General features: G+C 29.3%; 13 protein-coding genes. 3 read left to right on the top strand and 10 right to left on the bottom strand.

The window, feature by feature from the left end; translation table 11 throughout:
* The 10 genes from CHB63_RS16200 to CHB63_RS16245 all read right to left on the bottom strand — a co-directional run.
* The coding region (locus CHB63_RS16200; protein ID WP_217898428.1) for a hypothetical protein at window positions 1-959 on the bottom strand (959 nt) is incomplete at its 3' end.
* A gap of 45 nt (window positions 960-1,004) precedes the next feature.
* Window positions 1,005-1,628 carry an outer membrane beta-barrel protein gene (locus tag CHB63_RS16205; RefSeq protein ID WP_089379538.1) on the bottom strand — a complete coding sequence of 208 codons (624 nt, stop codon included), beginning with the start codon at window positions 1,626-1,628 and terminating at the stop codon, window positions 1,005-1,007.
* A 2-nt stretch (window positions 1,629-1,630) separates the two neighbouring features.
* Window positions 1,631-2,128, bottom strand: a complete 498-nt coding sequence (locus CHB63_RS16210) for a T9SS type A sorting domain-containing protein (protein ID WP_089379539.1) — start codon at window positions 2,126-2,128, stop codon at window positions 1,631-1,633.
* A gap of 228 nt (window positions 2,129-2,356) precedes the next feature.
* Complete coding sequence (locus tag CHB63_RS16215; RefSeq protein WP_089379540.1) at window positions 2,357-3,655, bottom strand: carboxypeptidase-like regulatory domain-containing protein; 1,299 nt, start codon at window positions 3,653-3,655, stop codon at window positions 2,357-2,359.
* 112 nt (window positions 3,656-3,767) lie between these two features.
* Window positions 3,768-5,906, bottom strand: coding sequence for a M3 family metallopeptidase (locus tag CHB63_RS16220; RefSeq protein WP_089379541.1), 2,139 nt, complete (start codon window positions 5,904-5,906; stop codon window positions 3,768-3,770).
* 138 nt (window positions 5,907-6,044) lie between these two features.
* Window positions 6,045-7,424 carry an MFS transporter gene (locus tag CHB63_RS16225; protein ID WP_089379542.1) on the bottom strand — a complete coding sequence of 460 codons (1,380 nt, stop codon included), beginning with the start codon at window positions 7,422-7,424 and terminating at the stop codon, window positions 6,045-6,047.
* 198 nt (window positions 7,425-7,622) lie between these two features.
* Window positions 7,623-9,365, bottom strand: a complete 1,743-nt coding sequence (locus tag CHB63_RS16230; RefSeq protein ID WP_089379543.1) for a LytS/YhcK type 5TM receptor domain-containing protein — start codon at window positions 9,363-9,365, stop codon at window positions 7,623-7,625.
* Between the two features lie 218 nt (window positions 9,366-9,583).
* The gene (locus tag CHB63_RS16235) at window positions 9,584-10,006 is read right to left on the bottom strand and encodes a hypothetical protein (RefSeq protein ID WP_089379544.1); all 423 of its coding nucleotides are present in this window, start codon (window positions 10,004-10,006) and stop codon (window positions 9,584-9,586) included.
* A 279-nt stretch (window positions 10,007-10,285) separates the two neighbouring features.
* On the bottom strand, window positions 10,286-11,989 hold the full coding sequence (gene lysS / locus CHB63_RS16240) for a lysine--tRNA ligase (RefSeq protein WP_089379545.1): 1,704 nt from the start codon (window positions 11,987-11,989) through the stop codon (window positions 10,286-10,288).
* A gap of 247 nt (window positions 11,990-12,236) precedes the next feature.
* Window positions 12,237-12,749 (bottom strand): DUF456 domain-containing protein, encoded by a 513-nt coding sequence (locus CHB63_RS16245; RefSeq protein WP_089379546.1) that lies wholly within the window; start codon window positions 12,747-12,749, stop codon window positions 12,237-12,239.
* A gap of 135 nt (window positions 12,750-12,884) precedes the next feature.
* On the opposite strand from CHB63_RS16245, the gene CHB63_RS16250 reads away from it, so the two are divergent.
* Genes CHB63_RS16250 through CHB63_RS16260 form a run of 3 tightly spaced genes read left to right on the top strand, consistent with a single transcriptional unit; the run spans window position 12,885 to window position 16,234 of the window.
* Window positions 12,885-13,256, top strand: a complete 372-nt coding sequence (locus tag CHB63_RS16250; protein ID WP_089379547.1) for a BlaI/MecI/CopY family transcriptional regulator — start codon at window positions 12,885-12,887, stop codon at window positions 13,254-13,256.
* Window positions 13,253-14,968, top strand: a complete 1,716-nt coding sequence (locus CHB63_RS16255; RefSeq protein ID WP_089379548.1) for a M56 family metallopeptidase — start codon at window positions 13,253-13,255, stop codon at window positions 14,966-14,968. The genes CHB63_RS16250 and CHB63_RS16255 overlap by 4 nt, the downstream gene beginning before the upstream one ends.
* Window positions 14,969-14,977: 9 nt before the next feature.
* The gene (locus CHB63_RS16260; protein WP_089379549.1) at window positions 14,978-16,234 is read left to right on the top strand and encodes a tetratricopeptide repeat protein; all 1,257 of its coding nucleotides are present in this window, start codon (window positions 14,978-14,980) and stop codon (window positions 16,232-16,234) included.
* Window positions 16,235-16,260 lie beyond the last annotated feature (26 nt).

The following is a 16,260-nucleotide window of genomic DNA, read 5'->3' on the forward strand; positions in this document are numbered from 1 at the left end:
GTGTTGTTTAATATTGAAGTTCCATCAACATTAAGTGTTCCTGTTAATAAAGTTGGACTTTGATTGTTAACACTAAGCTCGTCATTTAAAATGGTTTTACCATTTACAACAAGATCATTATCTAATACGAGTGCTCCGCCTATTTTTAAATCTCCTGAAAGATTTACAGGACTTCCATTATTTACATTCAGAGTACTATTAAGATTGGTTTCCCCATCAACTGTTAAGGTTCCGCTTAATTCTGTTTGGCTTTGACCAGTAACTTTTAAGTTATTGGCTATTGAAGTTTCTCCAGAAACACTTAATGTGTTATTTAATATTGAAGCACCGTCAACAGTAAGTTCACCACTTAAATTTGTTGAACTATCATTTGCAACGGTTAACGACTCATTTAAAGTTGTTTTTCCACCAACGTTAAGTGTTCCTGTTAAATCGGAAGCACTTTTATTATTTACAGATAAGGTATTGTTTAGATTTGTGATTCCATCTACATTTAAATCACCTTCAAAATCAATTTTCCCTCCAATAGATAAATCTCCAGAAGCAATAAGATCTCTGTGATATGCATATGGAATAAAAGTAAGGGATTGATTACTTAATTCGTTGTAGTTTCCATCTAAATTAATTTCTACTTTTAAATCTTTTCTATTACCATCCCAAACAATTTCAGTAAAAGACCCAGAAGATGGATTTCCTTGTCCAATCATTAAATTAATCATTCCATAGGCATCTGTGCTTGTTGCATGGGTTTCTTGATAATCGATACTTCCACTGGAATTAGTAATGGTAAATCTTACCGAAAGTGCTTTGTTAGGTAGAATGTTGCCACTAACATTTTCTCCCGGAAGTTCCTGAACATTTGGGTTTATGATAACCGCCTGATAACTCATACCATCTGTTTGCGCCAGCAAATTGGTTGAAACAAACAAGATTACTGCAAAAAGTAATAGTTTTTTCATAATTTAAATTTTATTTAGTTAGATTTTATAGTTGTAATAATTAGATTAAAGCTTTACTGAAATACCTAATCCAACCATATTTGATTTTATTTTAAGTTCAGATTCATTTGAATTTAGATTATCTTTTAGTGCAAGGCTTTTTCCATATATGTAGCTTAAGTAAAGGGTGCTTTTTTCTGAAACAGGATAAGAAATACCTGCACCACCTTTTAAAAATATAGCGGCACTATTAAACTCTTGAACCCCAACAATATTAAAAATTTGATTATTAATAATTTGGTTTCCTTGAACTATAAATTCAACAGAAGTAGCTGCTTTTAAATAAAAAGTAAATTTGTTAACATTGAAAAGATTGTAATCAAAACCTAGATTAACACCTAGATAATCGGTATTCCATTCATAATAATTATCCAACCCTTGATTGCTAGCAATGGATCCATAGCTATTGTAAGTTAGCCCTAATGAGAGGTTTAGATTTTTAGTAAAAACTTGAGATTTAAAACCAACTGCCAAATGATTATTTGTTGTTGCTTGCATATTTTCTAAAGATGTGCCTTGTGAATCTTTAAATTCAAAAGAAGAAGCCGTTTTACCAGTTTCAATATATATTTGTTGTCCGAAAGTCGTAATTCCTAAAAAAAGAAAAAATAGTAAAGTAATTTTTTTCATAGTTATTTTTTTATAATGGTTGCCTTAAATTGTTTGTTGCCTGAAGCGATATGAAGTACATATTGGGCACTTGCTAAAGTGTCTAAATTAATGTTTACATTTTGGGAAGCATCTCTATCATTTTGATACACAACTCTTCCTAACATATCATAAATAAAAATTGAAAGAGATTCATTCATAATATCACTAAATTTGATATTTACAGAACTTTCAAATGGATTTGGATAAATAATAGCTTCAATAGTAGTTTCTTCAAGTATCACTTTAGTTAAAATTAAAGGTGGTTGAATGAAGCCTTGCCTTAAAATAATTTCACTTGACTGAAAATTACCTATTACACTTAATTGACCGACACTTTGTTGAACAAAATACTTTTCTCCATTTGTTGTAAATGAATGAGAAGCTCCTACTGAACTAATAGTGGAACGCATAATTTTTTGAGAAAAACAAGTAGAAATACTCATACATAGAAATACAATGAGCAATGAAATTTTTTTCATAGATCGTATGATTTAGTTAGTTAGTAAATTTAAAAGGGGTTTTATTTTATATTTTGAGGGGCAAAATACTTCACGAATATAATATTTTTTTTTAAAGAACCTTAAATTATTGTTTTATTTTTAATAATTTAAGTCAAAATTTGAATGTTTCATATAAAAACCGATTAATTAATAATTAATCGGTTTTGAACAAAATTTTATTAAGATATGATATAAAAGAGTTATTGTCTATTTAATTTTTCTTAGTTGTTTTTGAATTTTTTTAATTGCAGATTCAATTGGTTTTTCAGGCTCAATTACATTAAATTCTCCCCAAAATTCTGGATCAGAAAAACCTTGAGCCTCGTCACTTAATATTGCAGTAGACCTTAAACGTTCCCTAGCTTTAAAAATGTTTTCATCTGTGCTTTTTTCCCAGTCTGTAACTGCCATTTCCATTGTTATATTATATACGGAATTAAATAGACGTTTGTCATAATCAATTTTAAATCCAAGTTGAATACGGCTATAACCTAAATACCATTTCCCATCTTTTTCTCTATAATCAATTTGGTAACTTGCTTCAATTGGTAAAACAGTTGCTCTAGCTGGTTTTTTTATAATAAAAAGCCTACTAGCTTTTTTCGGATTTTCTAAATTAAGTGAAAATTTAGCCATGGTTAATGCATATGAGTTTGCATCTATATACAATTTACCATAATACATTGGATCTGAAATGCTAGGTTTTTGTTTAAAACTAACAACAAAAATTGGTTTATTATCAATTTTAGTTGAATTTTCAAATACAAAATCATAATAATCAAAAACATCTTCACTAAATAAAACATCACTATTTTTCATAGCATCAATTTGTACAGTACTATAGGGACCTCCTCTTAGTTTAAGTGTAATAGTATCTAATTTTTTATAATCTGTACTTTTACGTGCTCTATAAAGTTTCAAAATATCTTTTCTATCTAGATTGTACGATTGCTTGTTTATTCCAACAACGGCTTCTGAAAGAGATACGTAACTTCTTCTTTTTTTAATGGTTTCTCTATAAAATGCTGTCATAGAAGTTGGGAAATCAAAATAATTATCTCCTTTTTTTCTTAGCATTTCGCTAATTAATGTTTTAGCATCTTTTATATTAATTTTAATTTCAGACAGTTCCTCTATATGTGTTTCAAGCCTAACTTCAATATCATCGGTACTAGTATCTGAAAGGTTAACTACCTTACTTGTATATCCTAAAAAAGAAACAGTTATTTTATTGTTGGTATATTTTTTTGGAATTTTTAAAATAAATTTTCCTTGTGTGTTTGTAACTGAACTTATATTAGTATTGTTAACAGTAATTGCGGCAAATATTAATGCTTTTTTGGATTTGCTATCAATAACAATTCCTTTATACTCATTGAATCCAATAGTGTCATTTACTATTTTATTAGAGGAATAAATGGAATTTTGAAATCCAATAAAAGCTAACAATATTAAAGAATAGGCTAAAATATTATTTATTTGAAGTGGTAAAATTTGATTTTTCATAATACCCGAGTTTAAATTAAAGCAAAATCATTTGACTCTACAAGTTAATGATTTTTAAGTAAATATAAAAAAGAAAAGGAACCATAATATTGAAGTTCCTTTTCTTAATTAACTATTTTTTCGGAATTGGAAATCCTCGATCACGCATTAAAGCGTCAATCTTAGCATCTCTACCACGAAATTTTCTATAAGCCTCTGCAGGATCCATTGCGTTGCGCGGAGCAAATAGATATTTCACCATTTTAGCGGCTAATTCTTTATCATAAAAACCTCCCGGAGCTTCAGCAAAAGCTTCAGCAGCATCGGCAGTAAGAACGTCAGCCCACATATATCCATAATAAGCAGTTGCATACCCTTCACCAGAAAACACATGTCCAAATTGAGGAGTTCTATGTCGCATTACTAATTCTTTTGGCATATTTAATTCTGCCAATGTTTCTTTTTCAAAAGCGTCAATATCAATATTTGTTGGATCAGCCATATGTAGTTTCATATCCATTATAGCAGAAGCCAAATATTCAGTTGTTGAAAATCCTTGATTAAAAGTGGATGCTTTTTTAATTTTTTTAACCAATTCTTGAGGAATTACTTCACCTGTTTTATAATGTACTAAAAACTGATTTATTACTTTATCTGTAGATAACCAGCGCTCTAATACTTGAGATTGAAACTCTGTATAATCTCTAACACCTCCATTTAACGTTGGGTATTTTACTTCTGAAGAAAAGAAATGTAATGCATGTCCAAATTCGTGTAAAAATGTAGTTGCATCATCCCAGGAAACCAATAATGCTTCTCCGGGTGCAGGCTTCACAAAATTGGAATTGTTTGAAGCTAACACTGTTTTATCTCCATCAAAAGTGGAATGACTCCTATAGGTTGTAGCCCAAGCTCCAGATCTTTTTCCAGGTCTTGCAAATGGGTCTAAATACCATAAACCAATATGTTTGCCACTAGTTTTATCGGTTACTTCCCAAACTTTTACATCTTCTTGAAAAACTGGTACGGATCCTTCTGGAACTGGTGTAAAATTATAATTGAATAATTCTCCGGCAACAAAAAATAATGCTTGTGTTAATTTATCTAATTGTAAATATTGTTTTACTTCATCAGAATCTAAATCGTATTTTTGTTTTCTTACTTTTTCAGCATAAAATCTATAATCCCAAGGCTCTATAGTAATGTTGTCCTTATTTGTGTTTGCCAATGTTTGCATATCTGCAACTTCCTCTTTAACTCTGGCAATTGCTGCTGGCCAAACTGCATTCATTAATTCCATTGCATTTTCTGGTGTTTTTGCCATTCTATTTTGCAAACGCCAATCACCAAAATTGTCATACCCTAAAAGCGCAACGCGTTCTTTTCTAAGTTGAAGTATTTTAGCAATGTTATCATTATTATCAAACTCATCACCATTATCACCTCTTGAATAATAATTATTCCAAACTTTTTCACGAAGCCCTCTTTCCGTTGAATAAGTTAAAAATGGATCCATGTATGAGCGTGTATTTGGAATTGCATATTTTCCATCTTGCCCTTTATCTGTCGCAATTTTTGCCATTGATTTAGTCATAGATTCCGACAAACCGCCTAACTGATCTTTTGTAAGGTATACAACATAATTTTCTTCATCAGCTAAAACATTGTTTGCGAAATTTGTGTAAAGTGTTGAAAGTTCTTTGTTTATAGCAGCATATCTTAACTTTTTTTGGTCATCTAACTCAGCACCATCCATTGCGAATCGTTCATAAATTAGTTGAACAACACGCTGTTGATCTTCTTCTAATGGGTTTTCTAAAGAATTATCATAAACAAATTTAATACGTTTAAAAAGTTCTGAGTTTTGTGAAATTTTTGAACGGAAATCAGATAGAATTGGTGCCATTTCTCCTTGAATTTCTCTAAATTCAGGTGTAGAAACATTTGAACTCCAAATCCCATAATAACTAAAAACACGTTCCAGTTCCTCACCGGCCTTTTCCATTGGTACAATTGTGTTTTCAAAAGTAGGAGCATCTGAATCAGACGTAATTTGGTTAATTTCATTTAAATTTAATTCCATACCTTTTTCAAGAGCAGCTTTTAAATCTTGAAGGTTCATTTTATCAAAAGCAGGAACACCTCCATATGGGCCTGTCCATTCTTGTAGTAGTAGATTCTCGTTCATATTATCGGCCTTTTCTTTTGGTTGATTACAACTTATTATTGCTAAACAGCACAAAGTTGATAGTACTTTAATTGTAAATTTCATATTATTTGAATTTGATTGAATAACCTCAAATTTAATTAATATTTTAGTTAAAAAATGTTAACGAAATAGTTTAGATTGATTATAAAGAAAAAGGGAAACTCTGTTGAATTTCCCTTTCATCTTTTCTATAAGAATTTATTAATTTGTTTTTCCGTCGAGCCTTTTAATTACTTTCCCATAAATAATTAATGAAATAGCCGATGTTAATGCAATTGCAGCAAAATAATACCAGATGTAATGCGCATTACTAGCAGCTGATTCCCAGGCAGCATGAGTGTCAAATAATTTTGGATCTGGACAATATTTTGATAATAAATAACCGGATAAACCAAATCCGATAACGGATGCTAAAAATGAGTGTAAATGACTAAAACCAAGATACAAACCCTCTTCACCTTTTGGCGCCTGAAAAGAGAAAAATTCCAAAAAGCGAGGAGATATAAAAGATTCTGCCAAAGCTTGTAAAGCAATACCAATAATCATCATAAATGCTACAGGATGCATTGTCATAAAAACAAGATCAATTTCACCTCCAGAAAACCAATTTCCAGTAGCCATTGCTATAGCAGAAAGTGGCATAATAAACATTCCCACTGTCATAGAGAATAATGGAGTTTTACTAGCCATCATTCGAGTTACAAATGTAACGGTTAAAAATACAACCAGTGGATTCACATTTGCGTACCAAGATGGGGAAGCTCCTTCACCTGCCATACGCAAAACATATTTTGGCATTGTTGCATATAACTGATGCTGTACCATCCAAAATCCAGTTATTATAATGATAAGAGTTACTAATCTCATATTTGTTATAACTCCAATAAATCCTTTCCAGATATCTTTAAATGTTTTGCCTTCACCTTCGTGTTTTGCACTTTTGTAAAAGAAAATTATCATTATTAAGGCAAGAACTGTCATAGCAGTTGAAAAATAATTGATATAAACCAATCCCATATCTCCCATTGAAGCACGTAAAGGTTTTACGATAGTTTTTCCGGAAAAGGCACCAATATTTACCATCATATAAAAAATAGAAAATCCTGTAGCCCTATTTGCTGCAGTAGTTTCTTTTGCAACTGTACCTGTAATTACTGATTTTATAAAGGAACCTCCAATCATAATTATTATCATAATTGGAACAATAGCCCATCTTTCATTAGATCCAATTAACCCCTTAAATTCTATTCCATTTGAGTAATCTACTAAGCCAACTGATTCTAAAACTGTAGGTAAAACCCCTAATCCAAAATACCCTAAACTTAGTAGTGAAAAGGCAATAATTAGTGAATATTTAAATCCAATTTTATCGGCTAAAGCACCTGAGAAAGTTGGTAAAAAGTATAAACCTCCAGAAAAAGCACCTGATATCCAGGCAGCTTCAATATCTGTAAAGCCTAAAACTCTTGATAAATAAAGTGTAATTACAATAAAAACACCATAATAGGCACCTCTTTCTAACAGTTCAACAATATTTGCTGTCCAAAATGCCCTTGAAAACCCTTTTAATCTTTGAAACATGAATGTAATTTTTTAATTTTTTCGAAGATATGAATTTAAGGGGATTCAAAATTTGTTTTAATTAACTATTTGTAATACTAAATACTTATTTAGAATACCGAATTAAGTTTAATAGTATTACAATTATCAAAAAAGGAATTACAATTAAGTAATTCCTTTTTAAATCTGATTATAAAATAAATCTAATATTTTATCCAGTTATATTTTAGTATTACTTGTATTATAATCTATTGAAAAGTAAAAAGTTGTTCCTTTAGAAAATTCACTTTCAACCCAAATTTTACCACCAAGCATTTCAACATATGCTTTTGAAATTGCCAATCCTAAACCAGACCCTTCATAATTTCTGTTAAGTGATTCACTGCCTTGTCTAAACCTTTCAAAAATGAGTTTTTGCTGTTCTGTAGAGATTCCAATTCCAGAATCTTTTATGTAAAACTCAAGGGTTTTATTTTTAATTGTATAACCAAATTCTATACATCCATTAGTTGTAAATTTTATAGAATTTTTAATAAGATTCGTTATAATTGCATAAACTTTTATATTGTCTGTTAGAATGAGAGCTTCATTAAAAGGTAATTCATTATTGTAGCTAAAATTATTTCCATTTTTTTCAACATCGTCTTTAAAAAGGGTATAAATATTTTCTATTTCCTCGTTAATATTAACTTCAGAAATATTCATTTCTATTATCCCTGATTCAATTTTTGAAATGTTTATAATATCACTAATCAAATTAAGCATCCGCTTTCCACTATCTTCAATAATATTGATAAATTTTTTCTGCTTATCGTCAGTTAATTTAGGGTTTTTCAGTAAATCAGAAAAGCCAAGAATGGCATTCATGGGTGTGCGTATTTCGTGACTAATATTTGCAAGAAAGGCTGATTTTAATCGATTGTTTTCTTCCGCGAATTCTTTTGCCTTTACTAATTCTTCATTTTTCTCCTTAAGTTTTTTTTCGTGATTCTTTATGTCAGTAATATTTACTCCAATACTGGCAATACTGAATGCTTTATCAGAACTTGAATTCAGTGTGATGTTATACCACGAAATAAATAATAACTCACCATTTTTTTTTAGGATCTCATTTTCGTAATTAGTTGCAATATTAATTATTTTTCTACCTTGAGAAAACACTTTTTTTATTCTTTCTTTTAAAGGACTTTGAATAAAAATATCAAACCAGTTTTTTCCCAATATTTCCTCTTTTGTATATCCTGTAATTTCTAATAAATAATTATTACAAAAGTTAATAGTTCCATCGTTATTTAACAAAAGTGAAACTATATTTCCACTTTCCAGAACTTGTGTAAATCTTCTTTCAGATTCTTTTAGTTTTAATTTTGCTAAAGAATTTTGGAAGTTTTTATATTGTTTTAACATTACAACACCTAATAGCATTGTTGCTGGTGAATAAATAAAAATAAGTGGTATGGCAATAGTTGTTAAAGTAGGAAGTATTTTATCTACTGGCAAGAAAACTGTACAAACAGACATTGTTATGTGTACTATTATTCCCAAAGCCAATAATTCAAAGTAGTAGTTGTTGGTTTTCCAGTTGGGTCTAAATTTTCTCCAGGACAATCCAATTAGGCCTGAAGAAATAATTACAGCTAAACCCATCCATAGTCCATCACCGCCTATAATTAATCTACCCAAACTTGCAATTATTATAGTAATTATTGTTGGAATTGGTCCAAAAAATAAACCTGAGATTGCAAGCATTACTGAACGCGTATCAAAAGAAATTCCAGGCGCCAAGGTCCAGGGTGTAAACATTAATACAATGCTGATGCCTCCTAAAATAATTCCTGTTAAAATTTTTGAAGTATATGAATTAGAGTCTTCATTTTTAATCCAAAAATTTTGATAAATCATTGAAAAACTTAATAATATAGCTACATTTTGTAATAACCCTATTATGATAGATTGCTCCATTTTAGTTTAATTGTTATAAATTTTTTAGAGTTAAAATTTATTTTAATTTCTAATTTGGTAAAATTAGTTTTTTTTCATAAAAGAATAGATATTATAAATTAATTTATAACAATATTTGGACCGTTTGTAAAATGATAAACTTTATGGTTTAAACCATTTAATAAAAAAGGAACTACAATTAAGTAATTCCTTTCCTTTATCAATTAAATTAAATATTTTTACTGCCCAAGCATAAATGCTATAAGAATCGCCCCTATTCCAGCAAGAATACCTACACCTGTATATGTTATTATTTTAACTGCTGTTCCTTTACGTTGGAGATGTATTTCTTTGACAAAATCATCGGGGAGTAGAATTTTTACAAATTTACTACTAGGATTATCAACTATAATGCGGTCTATTAATTTTTTTGCGGTTTCTGATTTTCTCTTAGCAATGCCATAAAGTTTTCCGTCTTCTTTTCGCAAACTTTCAAATTGGTAAGTTTCATTGTTAAAGGTTTTAACTTTAATTCCTTTGGAAGTAAGCAAAGCGTCTTCTGTGGTTACTGTTTTATTTTGATATGCTTTACAGCTTTGCAGTAATAATACCATTGATAGCACTAATGCAATCAATTTTAAGTTTGATTTGTTTTTTTGCATAATTTAGATAGTTAGTTTTTTGTAAATATTGAATTTTCATTTTATTAATATAAGTGAAGATTTGTTCAAATTATTTTAGAAAATAGAACTTCTAGACATAGAATAATGAATTTAGTGAAGGTAAACTAAATTATATTATAAATGATTTTTTTTGAAGGAGGTAATTTAATCTATTATAAGTTGAGTGTTTTGATGAATTTTAATAAAAAAAGGAACTACAATTAAGTAGCTCCTTTTTTAATATTTCGATTCCTGCCTCGGCAGGAATGACAAGTTTTTTTATTCTATAGCCTCAACAAATAAGCCTTCATCAGTATTATTTACTTTGGCTAAATTATGTTTTGTTAAGCCTTTAATGGTTTTATCCCATTTTTTATTAGTTAAACCGCTTTGAGATTTTAAATCTGCTAATGGTGCTTTCTCAACTTTTTTAAGAAGTGCTAAAACAGCTTTTTCATCATCATTCAATTCTACAGATGGTGCTTTTTTCTCAGGTTTCATTTGCGGAAAGAATAATACTTCTTGTATAGATGCATTGTTAGTCATAAACATAACCAAACGATCAATACCAATACCAATACCAGATGTTGGTGGCATTCCGTATTCTAAAGCTCTAATAAAATCCTGATCAATAAACATTGCCTCATCATCACCTTTTGCAGATAATTTTAGTTGGTCTTCAAATCGCTCTCGCTGATCTATAGGGTCATTTAGCTCAGAATATGCATTTGCTAATTCTTTACCATTTACCATTAATTCAAAACGCTCCGTTAAATCCGGATTTGTGCGGTGTTCTTTTGTTAGCGGACTCATTTCTTTTGGATAGTCCGTAATAAATGTTGGTTGAATGTAGAAGTGTTCACATTTTTCGCCAAACAATTCATCAATTAATTTTCCAACACCCATAGTTTCATCAACTTCAATACCAACTTTAGTACAAACTTCTCTTAATTCAACATCGTTCATTCCGGCAACATCATATCCTGTGTGTATTTTAATTGCTTCTAAAATTGGAACTCTAGGATAAGGCGCTTTGAAGCTAACTTCATTTTTACCAATTTGAACTGTTGATGTTCCATTTGTATCGATTGCTATTTTTTCTAACAATTCTTCAGTCATATTCATCATCCAGTTATAATCTTTGTATGCAACATACAATTCCATAACCGTAAATTCTGGATTGTGAGTTCTATCCATTCCTTCATTTCTAAAGTCTTTGGCAAACTCATAAACAGCATCAAAACCACCAACAATTAATCTTTTTAAGTATAATTCATTTGCAACACGCAAATATAAAGGCATATCTAAAGCATTGTGATGTGTCATAAAAGGTCTAGCTGCTGCACCTCCTGGTATCGGCTGTAGTATAGGAGTTTCAACTTCTAAATATCCTTTTTTATTGAAAAAATCACGCATTGAGTTTGTGATCTTTGTTCGTTTTATAAAAGTTTCTTTTACATGGTCGTTTACAATTAAATCCACATAACGTTGGCGGTATCTCTGTTCAGCATCAGAAAAAGCATCGTGCACTTTTCCATCTGCATCTGTTTTAACAACAGGTAACGGACGTAAACTTTTAGCAAGTACCGTAAGTTCTTTAACATTAACAGATTCTTCACCTACTTTAGTTTTAAAAACTTCACCTCTAATACCAATAATATCACCCATATCCAATAATTTTTTGAATACAGTATTGTACATTGTTGGGTCTTCTTCAGAAGATATTTCATCTCTGTTAATATAAATCTGCATTCTACCACTAGCATCTTTTAATTCAGCAAAAGAAGCTTTTCCCATGATTCTACGGCTCATCATTCTACCAGCTAAAATTACTTCCTTGCCCTCAAATTCATCAAAATTTGAAATGATTTGTTTTATAGTTGCTGTCGTTTTAAATTCTTCAGCCGGATAAGGGTTAATGCCTAATTCACGTAATTTTTGTAACGATTCTCTTCTAACTATTTCAAGTGGCGATAATTGCATGCTATTTTTTTTAAAATTTACTTTTTATAAACAGTTCGCAAAGATACAATCAATTAAGAAATAACAGTAATTTAGAAAGAAAAAGTGTGTAGAATTTGAAATCAAATAAAATTTTATATATTTGCGTATCGCATTTAGGTGCGGTAAGTTGTGTTGTTTTGACGTGTAAAAGCGTCATAGGTTTTATAAACCAATGGAAAGCTTCCCGAAAAACCGGGACGCTTTTTTTATTTTTAAGAACTATTTTCTACTTAAAAACAGCCAGAAAAGCCTCTCTGTTTTCCCAAAATATTGAAAAAAACAAGCCCGTATAAACTATTGCTGCTATAAATTTTAAAAAGGTTGAGGTTAAAAAGCCGATAAAAGACCCAAATGCAGCTTTTAAAGCTCTGCCGGAATCATTACGATCCTTTAACATTTCACCTGCAAAAGCACCTATAAAAGGGCCAATTATAATACCAAAAGGAGGGAAGAATAGGAGTCCAAGTATTAAACCTACCATAGTTCCAATAACCCCATACCGAGTTCCGCCAAATCTTTTTGTTCCCATTGCAGGAATAAAATAATCTATCAACCAAATTATAAATGCCACTCCAAAAGTGATTGCTATAAAAGTCCAGTTCATTGGAACCGCTTTGGTTAAATGTAAAATTAAAAGTCCAATCCAACTGGTTATTGGACCGGGTAAAACAGGTAAAAAAGAACCTAAAATTCCTAAGATGATAAAGAAAAAACCTAAGATTAAAAGAAATATATCCATATGTGTATTTGTGTTTTCAAATTTATAATATAAATGTTGAATAACAATAACCGTGCAAATTTTGAACTAAAAAATTAGTTAAAACTATATATTTAGTTATATTTGTATTGTTGAACTAAAAACTTAGTTGATAAAATGGAGAAACAATTAACAAAAGCAGAGGAGCAGTTGATGCAAGTTTTATGGGATTTAGAAGCGGCGTCAGTAAAAGAAATTATAGAACAATTACCTAAGCCTAAACCAGCGTATAATACTGTTTCTACAATAATTAGGATTTTGGAGACCAAAAATTTTGTTGGTCATAAAGCAAAAGGAAGAGGACATATTTATTTTCCAATAATTAAAAAAACAGACTATAGCAATCAGAGTTTGCAAAAGTTAGTTGATGGTTATTTTGAAGGTTCATTTAAAAGTATGGTATCGTTTTTTGTTAAAAAAAATGATGTTGATATCAATGAATTGGAAACAATTTTAGAGAGTATTAATGACAAAAAGACCGAAAAATGATAAATTATATAATTCAAGTATTGCTTTTTCAAGCATTGTTTTTAACCGTTTATGATTTCTTTCTACAAAAAGAAACGTTTTTTAAGTGGAACAGAATTTATTTATTAATTACTCCTTTTTTAGCTTTTATCATTCCTTTGTTACGCTTTGAAAGTATCCAGAAAAGTATTCCACAGGAATTTGTTGTTCAATTGCCCACAGTATTTTTAAATCCACAAGCTATTATTGAGCAAAATACAGCAAATAGTTCTACAATAGATTATTTAAGCATTGCTTTTTATTTTGGCTTGACAATTTTTTCATTGTTGTTTTTAACAAGATTGTTTAAAATCTTAAAGTTAATTTACTCGAATGAAGTTATTAAAAAAGAGAATTTCAACCTAGTTTTACTAGCTAAGAGCCAATCTGCTTTTTCATTTTTCAACTACATATTTATAAATAAACAACTTTTAGAAAATGAAGAATTGGAAATAATTCGACACGAACTGGTTCATTGTAAACAGAAACATACAATAGATTTATTAGTTTTTGAATTACTAAAAATTGTACTATGGTTTAATCCATTAGTATATGTGTATCAAAAGCGAATTACTTTATTACACGAATACATTTCTGATGCCGAAGTTGTTAAAGAAACAAATAAAAGTACTTATTTTAATAAGTTACTTTCCGAAACTTTTAATGTAGAAAAAATTTCATTTATAAATCAATTTTTTAAACAATCATTAATTAAAAAAAGAATCGTTATGATCGCAAAAGAAAAATCTCAAAAAATTAAACAATTAAAATATTTGTTAGTAATTCCTTTATTAGTTGCAATGTTAATTTATAGCTCTTGTACTGATGAAGTAAACGATGAACTGTTCGAAATGGAAACAGTCTTAAATAATCAAAAAGATTTTAGTAAAGGACAATATTTCGATTTTGAAATAGGTAAAACGTTTGTTGGAAACAGTTTAATGATTGGGCGTTATTTAGATATTAGTGAGTACACAGCAAAAGAAAAAGAGATTTCTGATAAATTTAATAGCAATGATGAATTACTATTTGATCATGTAGTTCTTTTAGATGAAAATGATATAAGAGTAAATTGGTTTCGACCAAAATCTTTAAGACTTGGATTAAAATCAGAATGGGAATATATTGAAGGTGAATCTGTTCCTTTTGCTAAAGTTGAAAATGTACCTGTTTTTCCTGGTTGTGAAGGTACAGAAGAAGAATTAAGGCAGTGTTTACAAAATGAAGTAACCCAACATGTTAATATTAATTTTAATGCAAAAATGGCTGATGGTTTAGGGTTACGGTCTGGAGTTAAGCGAATATTTGTAATGTTTAAAATAGATAAAGAAGGAAATATAGTTGAGGTACAAGCAAGAGCTCCTCATAAAGATTTACAAGAGGAAGCAATAAGAGTTGTGCAAAGTTTACCTAAAATGGAACCAGGAAAATATTTAGGTGAAAATGTAGGAGTAAAATATAGTTTGCCAATTGCTTTTAAAGTTGAAGATAAGAAAGATAATAAGGTTAAAAAGGAAGTTTCAAATGGAAATCCACTCTATATATTAGATGGTAAAGAAATTTCCAAAGAAGATATGGAAAAAATAAATCCAGATAATATTAAAAGTGTAAATGTACTTAAAGATGAATCTGCAACTACAAAATATGGTGAGAAAGGCAAAAATGGAGTGGTAGAAATTATTATTAAGAAATAATAAGTTTCTATGAAAAAGATTTTAAGCATATTATTAATGTTAATAGTTGTTTTAAAAACCGAAGCGCAATCTTCGGTTTTTACAGTTATAGATGATTTATTATTAAAAGGAGATTATCAAAAGGCTTTGGTTTTGTTAGAAAAAGAAGAGCCAATTACAGTTGAAGTATTAGATAAAATGGCAAGTATTTATCAAACAATTGGAGATTATACTAAGGCAATTGAATTTTATAATAAAGCATTAGATATTGAAAAAAATGAAGCATTAAAAGTAAAATTAGGACTTGTTTATAATTCAGCCGGATTAACTACAAATGCCATTGCTCTTTATGAAGAAATAATTGAAAAAGATACTTCAAATTTATTGGTAGCAAATAGCTTAGGGAAATTATATTTAGGTCAAAATAAAGCAAAAAAAGCTGAGAAAATGTTTCGGTTTTTAAAGAAAAAAGATGCTCTAAATCCAAATTATCCTTACCAACTAGCGGAAGCTTTATCCAAGCAAAATAAACCATTTAAAATGGGGCAAAGTTACTTAGATAGCTATAATTTGGATACACTGCATATTAAAAGTATTTATGAATTGTCTAAATTTTTTAAAGAGTTAAGAAGAAAAGATTCTACAATGTTGTTTATAGATAAAGGCTTAAAAATAGACAGTACAAATGTTAATTTTTTGCAACTTAAAGTAAACGAATTATACTTTTCTAAAAACTTTGACGAAACACTTATCTATCTTAATAAATTGGATAGTTTAGATTTTAGATCTGTAAATACCTATGAAATGTTTGGAATGTGTTATTTCAATTTAAATGATTTTGAGTTTGCAGAAACCAGTTTTAAAAAGGCACTAAAAATAGAAAGGAACAACCCTAAAATTCTGTATAGATTAGCAACTTTATATTATGAAAAGAAGGATGTAGAAAAAGCAAAGCATTATTTAATGATGTCAATTTTTTCGGCTAAACCTGAAATTGACAAGCAGTATTTTTTATTAGGAACTATTTTTAAAGAAGAAAATGATTTAAAAATGGCTTTGAATAACTTTGAAAAATCACGTCAAAATAATTATCATAATTATAAGGCTTTGTTTGAAGTTGCAACAACTTCAGACACCTATTTTAAAGATAAAAAAATTGCATATAATCATTATAAAAAATATTTTCAACAATTTGAAAGTAGAGATGTTGAAATGACGAAATTTGTAAAGCGACGCATAAAAGAACTTAAAAAAGAGTTGTTTCTTAAAGGCGAAATTATAGATTGATAATAATAAAAAAAGCACCAAATTGG

This window comes from Lutibacter flavus (assembly GCF_900188355.1).
Classification (GTDB): domain Bacteria; phylum Bacteroidota; class Bacteroidia; order Flavobacteriales; family Flavobacteriaceae; genus Lutibacter; species Lutibacter flavus.

Bases quoted from the DNA above. Each gene is read 5' to 3' on its own strand.
- CHB63_RS16220 (WP_089379541.1), bottom strand. From the start codon at position 5,906: ATGAAATTTACAATTAAAGTACTATCAACTTTGTGCTGTTTAGCAATA.
- CHB63_RS16230 (WP_089379543.1), bottom strand. From the start codon at position 9,365: ATGGAGCAATCTATCATAATAGGGTTATTACAAAATGTAGCTATATTA.
- CHB63_RS16215 (WP_089379540.1), bottom strand. From the start codon at position 3,655: ATGAAAAATCAAATTTTACCACTTCAAATAAATAATATTTTAGCCTAT.
- CHB63_RS16255 (WP_089379548.1), top strand. From the start codon at position 13,253: ATGATAAATTATATAATTCAAGTATTGCTTTTTCAAGCATTGTTTTTA.
- CHB63_RS16260 (WP_089379549.1), top strand. From the start codon at position 14,978: ATGAAAAAGATTTTAAGCATATTATTAATGTTAATAGTTGTTTTAAAA.
- CHB63_RS16235 (WP_089379544.1), bottom strand. From the start codon at position 10,006: ATGCAAAAAAACAAATCAAACTTAAAATTGATTGCATTAGTGCTATCA.
- CHB63_RS16250 (WP_089379547.1), top strand. From the start codon at position 12,885: ATGGAGAAACAATTAACAAAAGCAGAGGAGCAGTTGATGCAAGTTTTA.
- lysS (WP_089379545.1), bottom strand. From the start codon at position 11,989: ATGCAATTATCGCCACTTGAAATAGTTAGAAGAGAATCGTTACAAAAA.
- CHB63_RS16205 (WP_089379538.1), bottom strand. From the start codon at position 1,628: ATGAAAAAAATTACTTTACTATTTTTTCTTTTTTTAGGAATTACGACT.
- CHB63_RS16225 (WP_089379542.1), bottom strand. From the start codon at position 7,424: ATGTTTCAAAGATTAAAAGGGTTTTCAAGGGCATTTTGGACAGCAAAT.
- CHB63_RS16245 (WP_089379546.1), bottom strand. From the start codon at position 12,749: ATGGATATATTTCTTTTAATCTTAGGTTTTTTCTTTATCATCTTAGGA.
- CHB63_RS16210 (WP_089379539.1), bottom strand. From the start codon at position 2,128: ATGAAAAAAATTTCATTGCTCATTGTATTTCTATGTATGAGTATTTCT.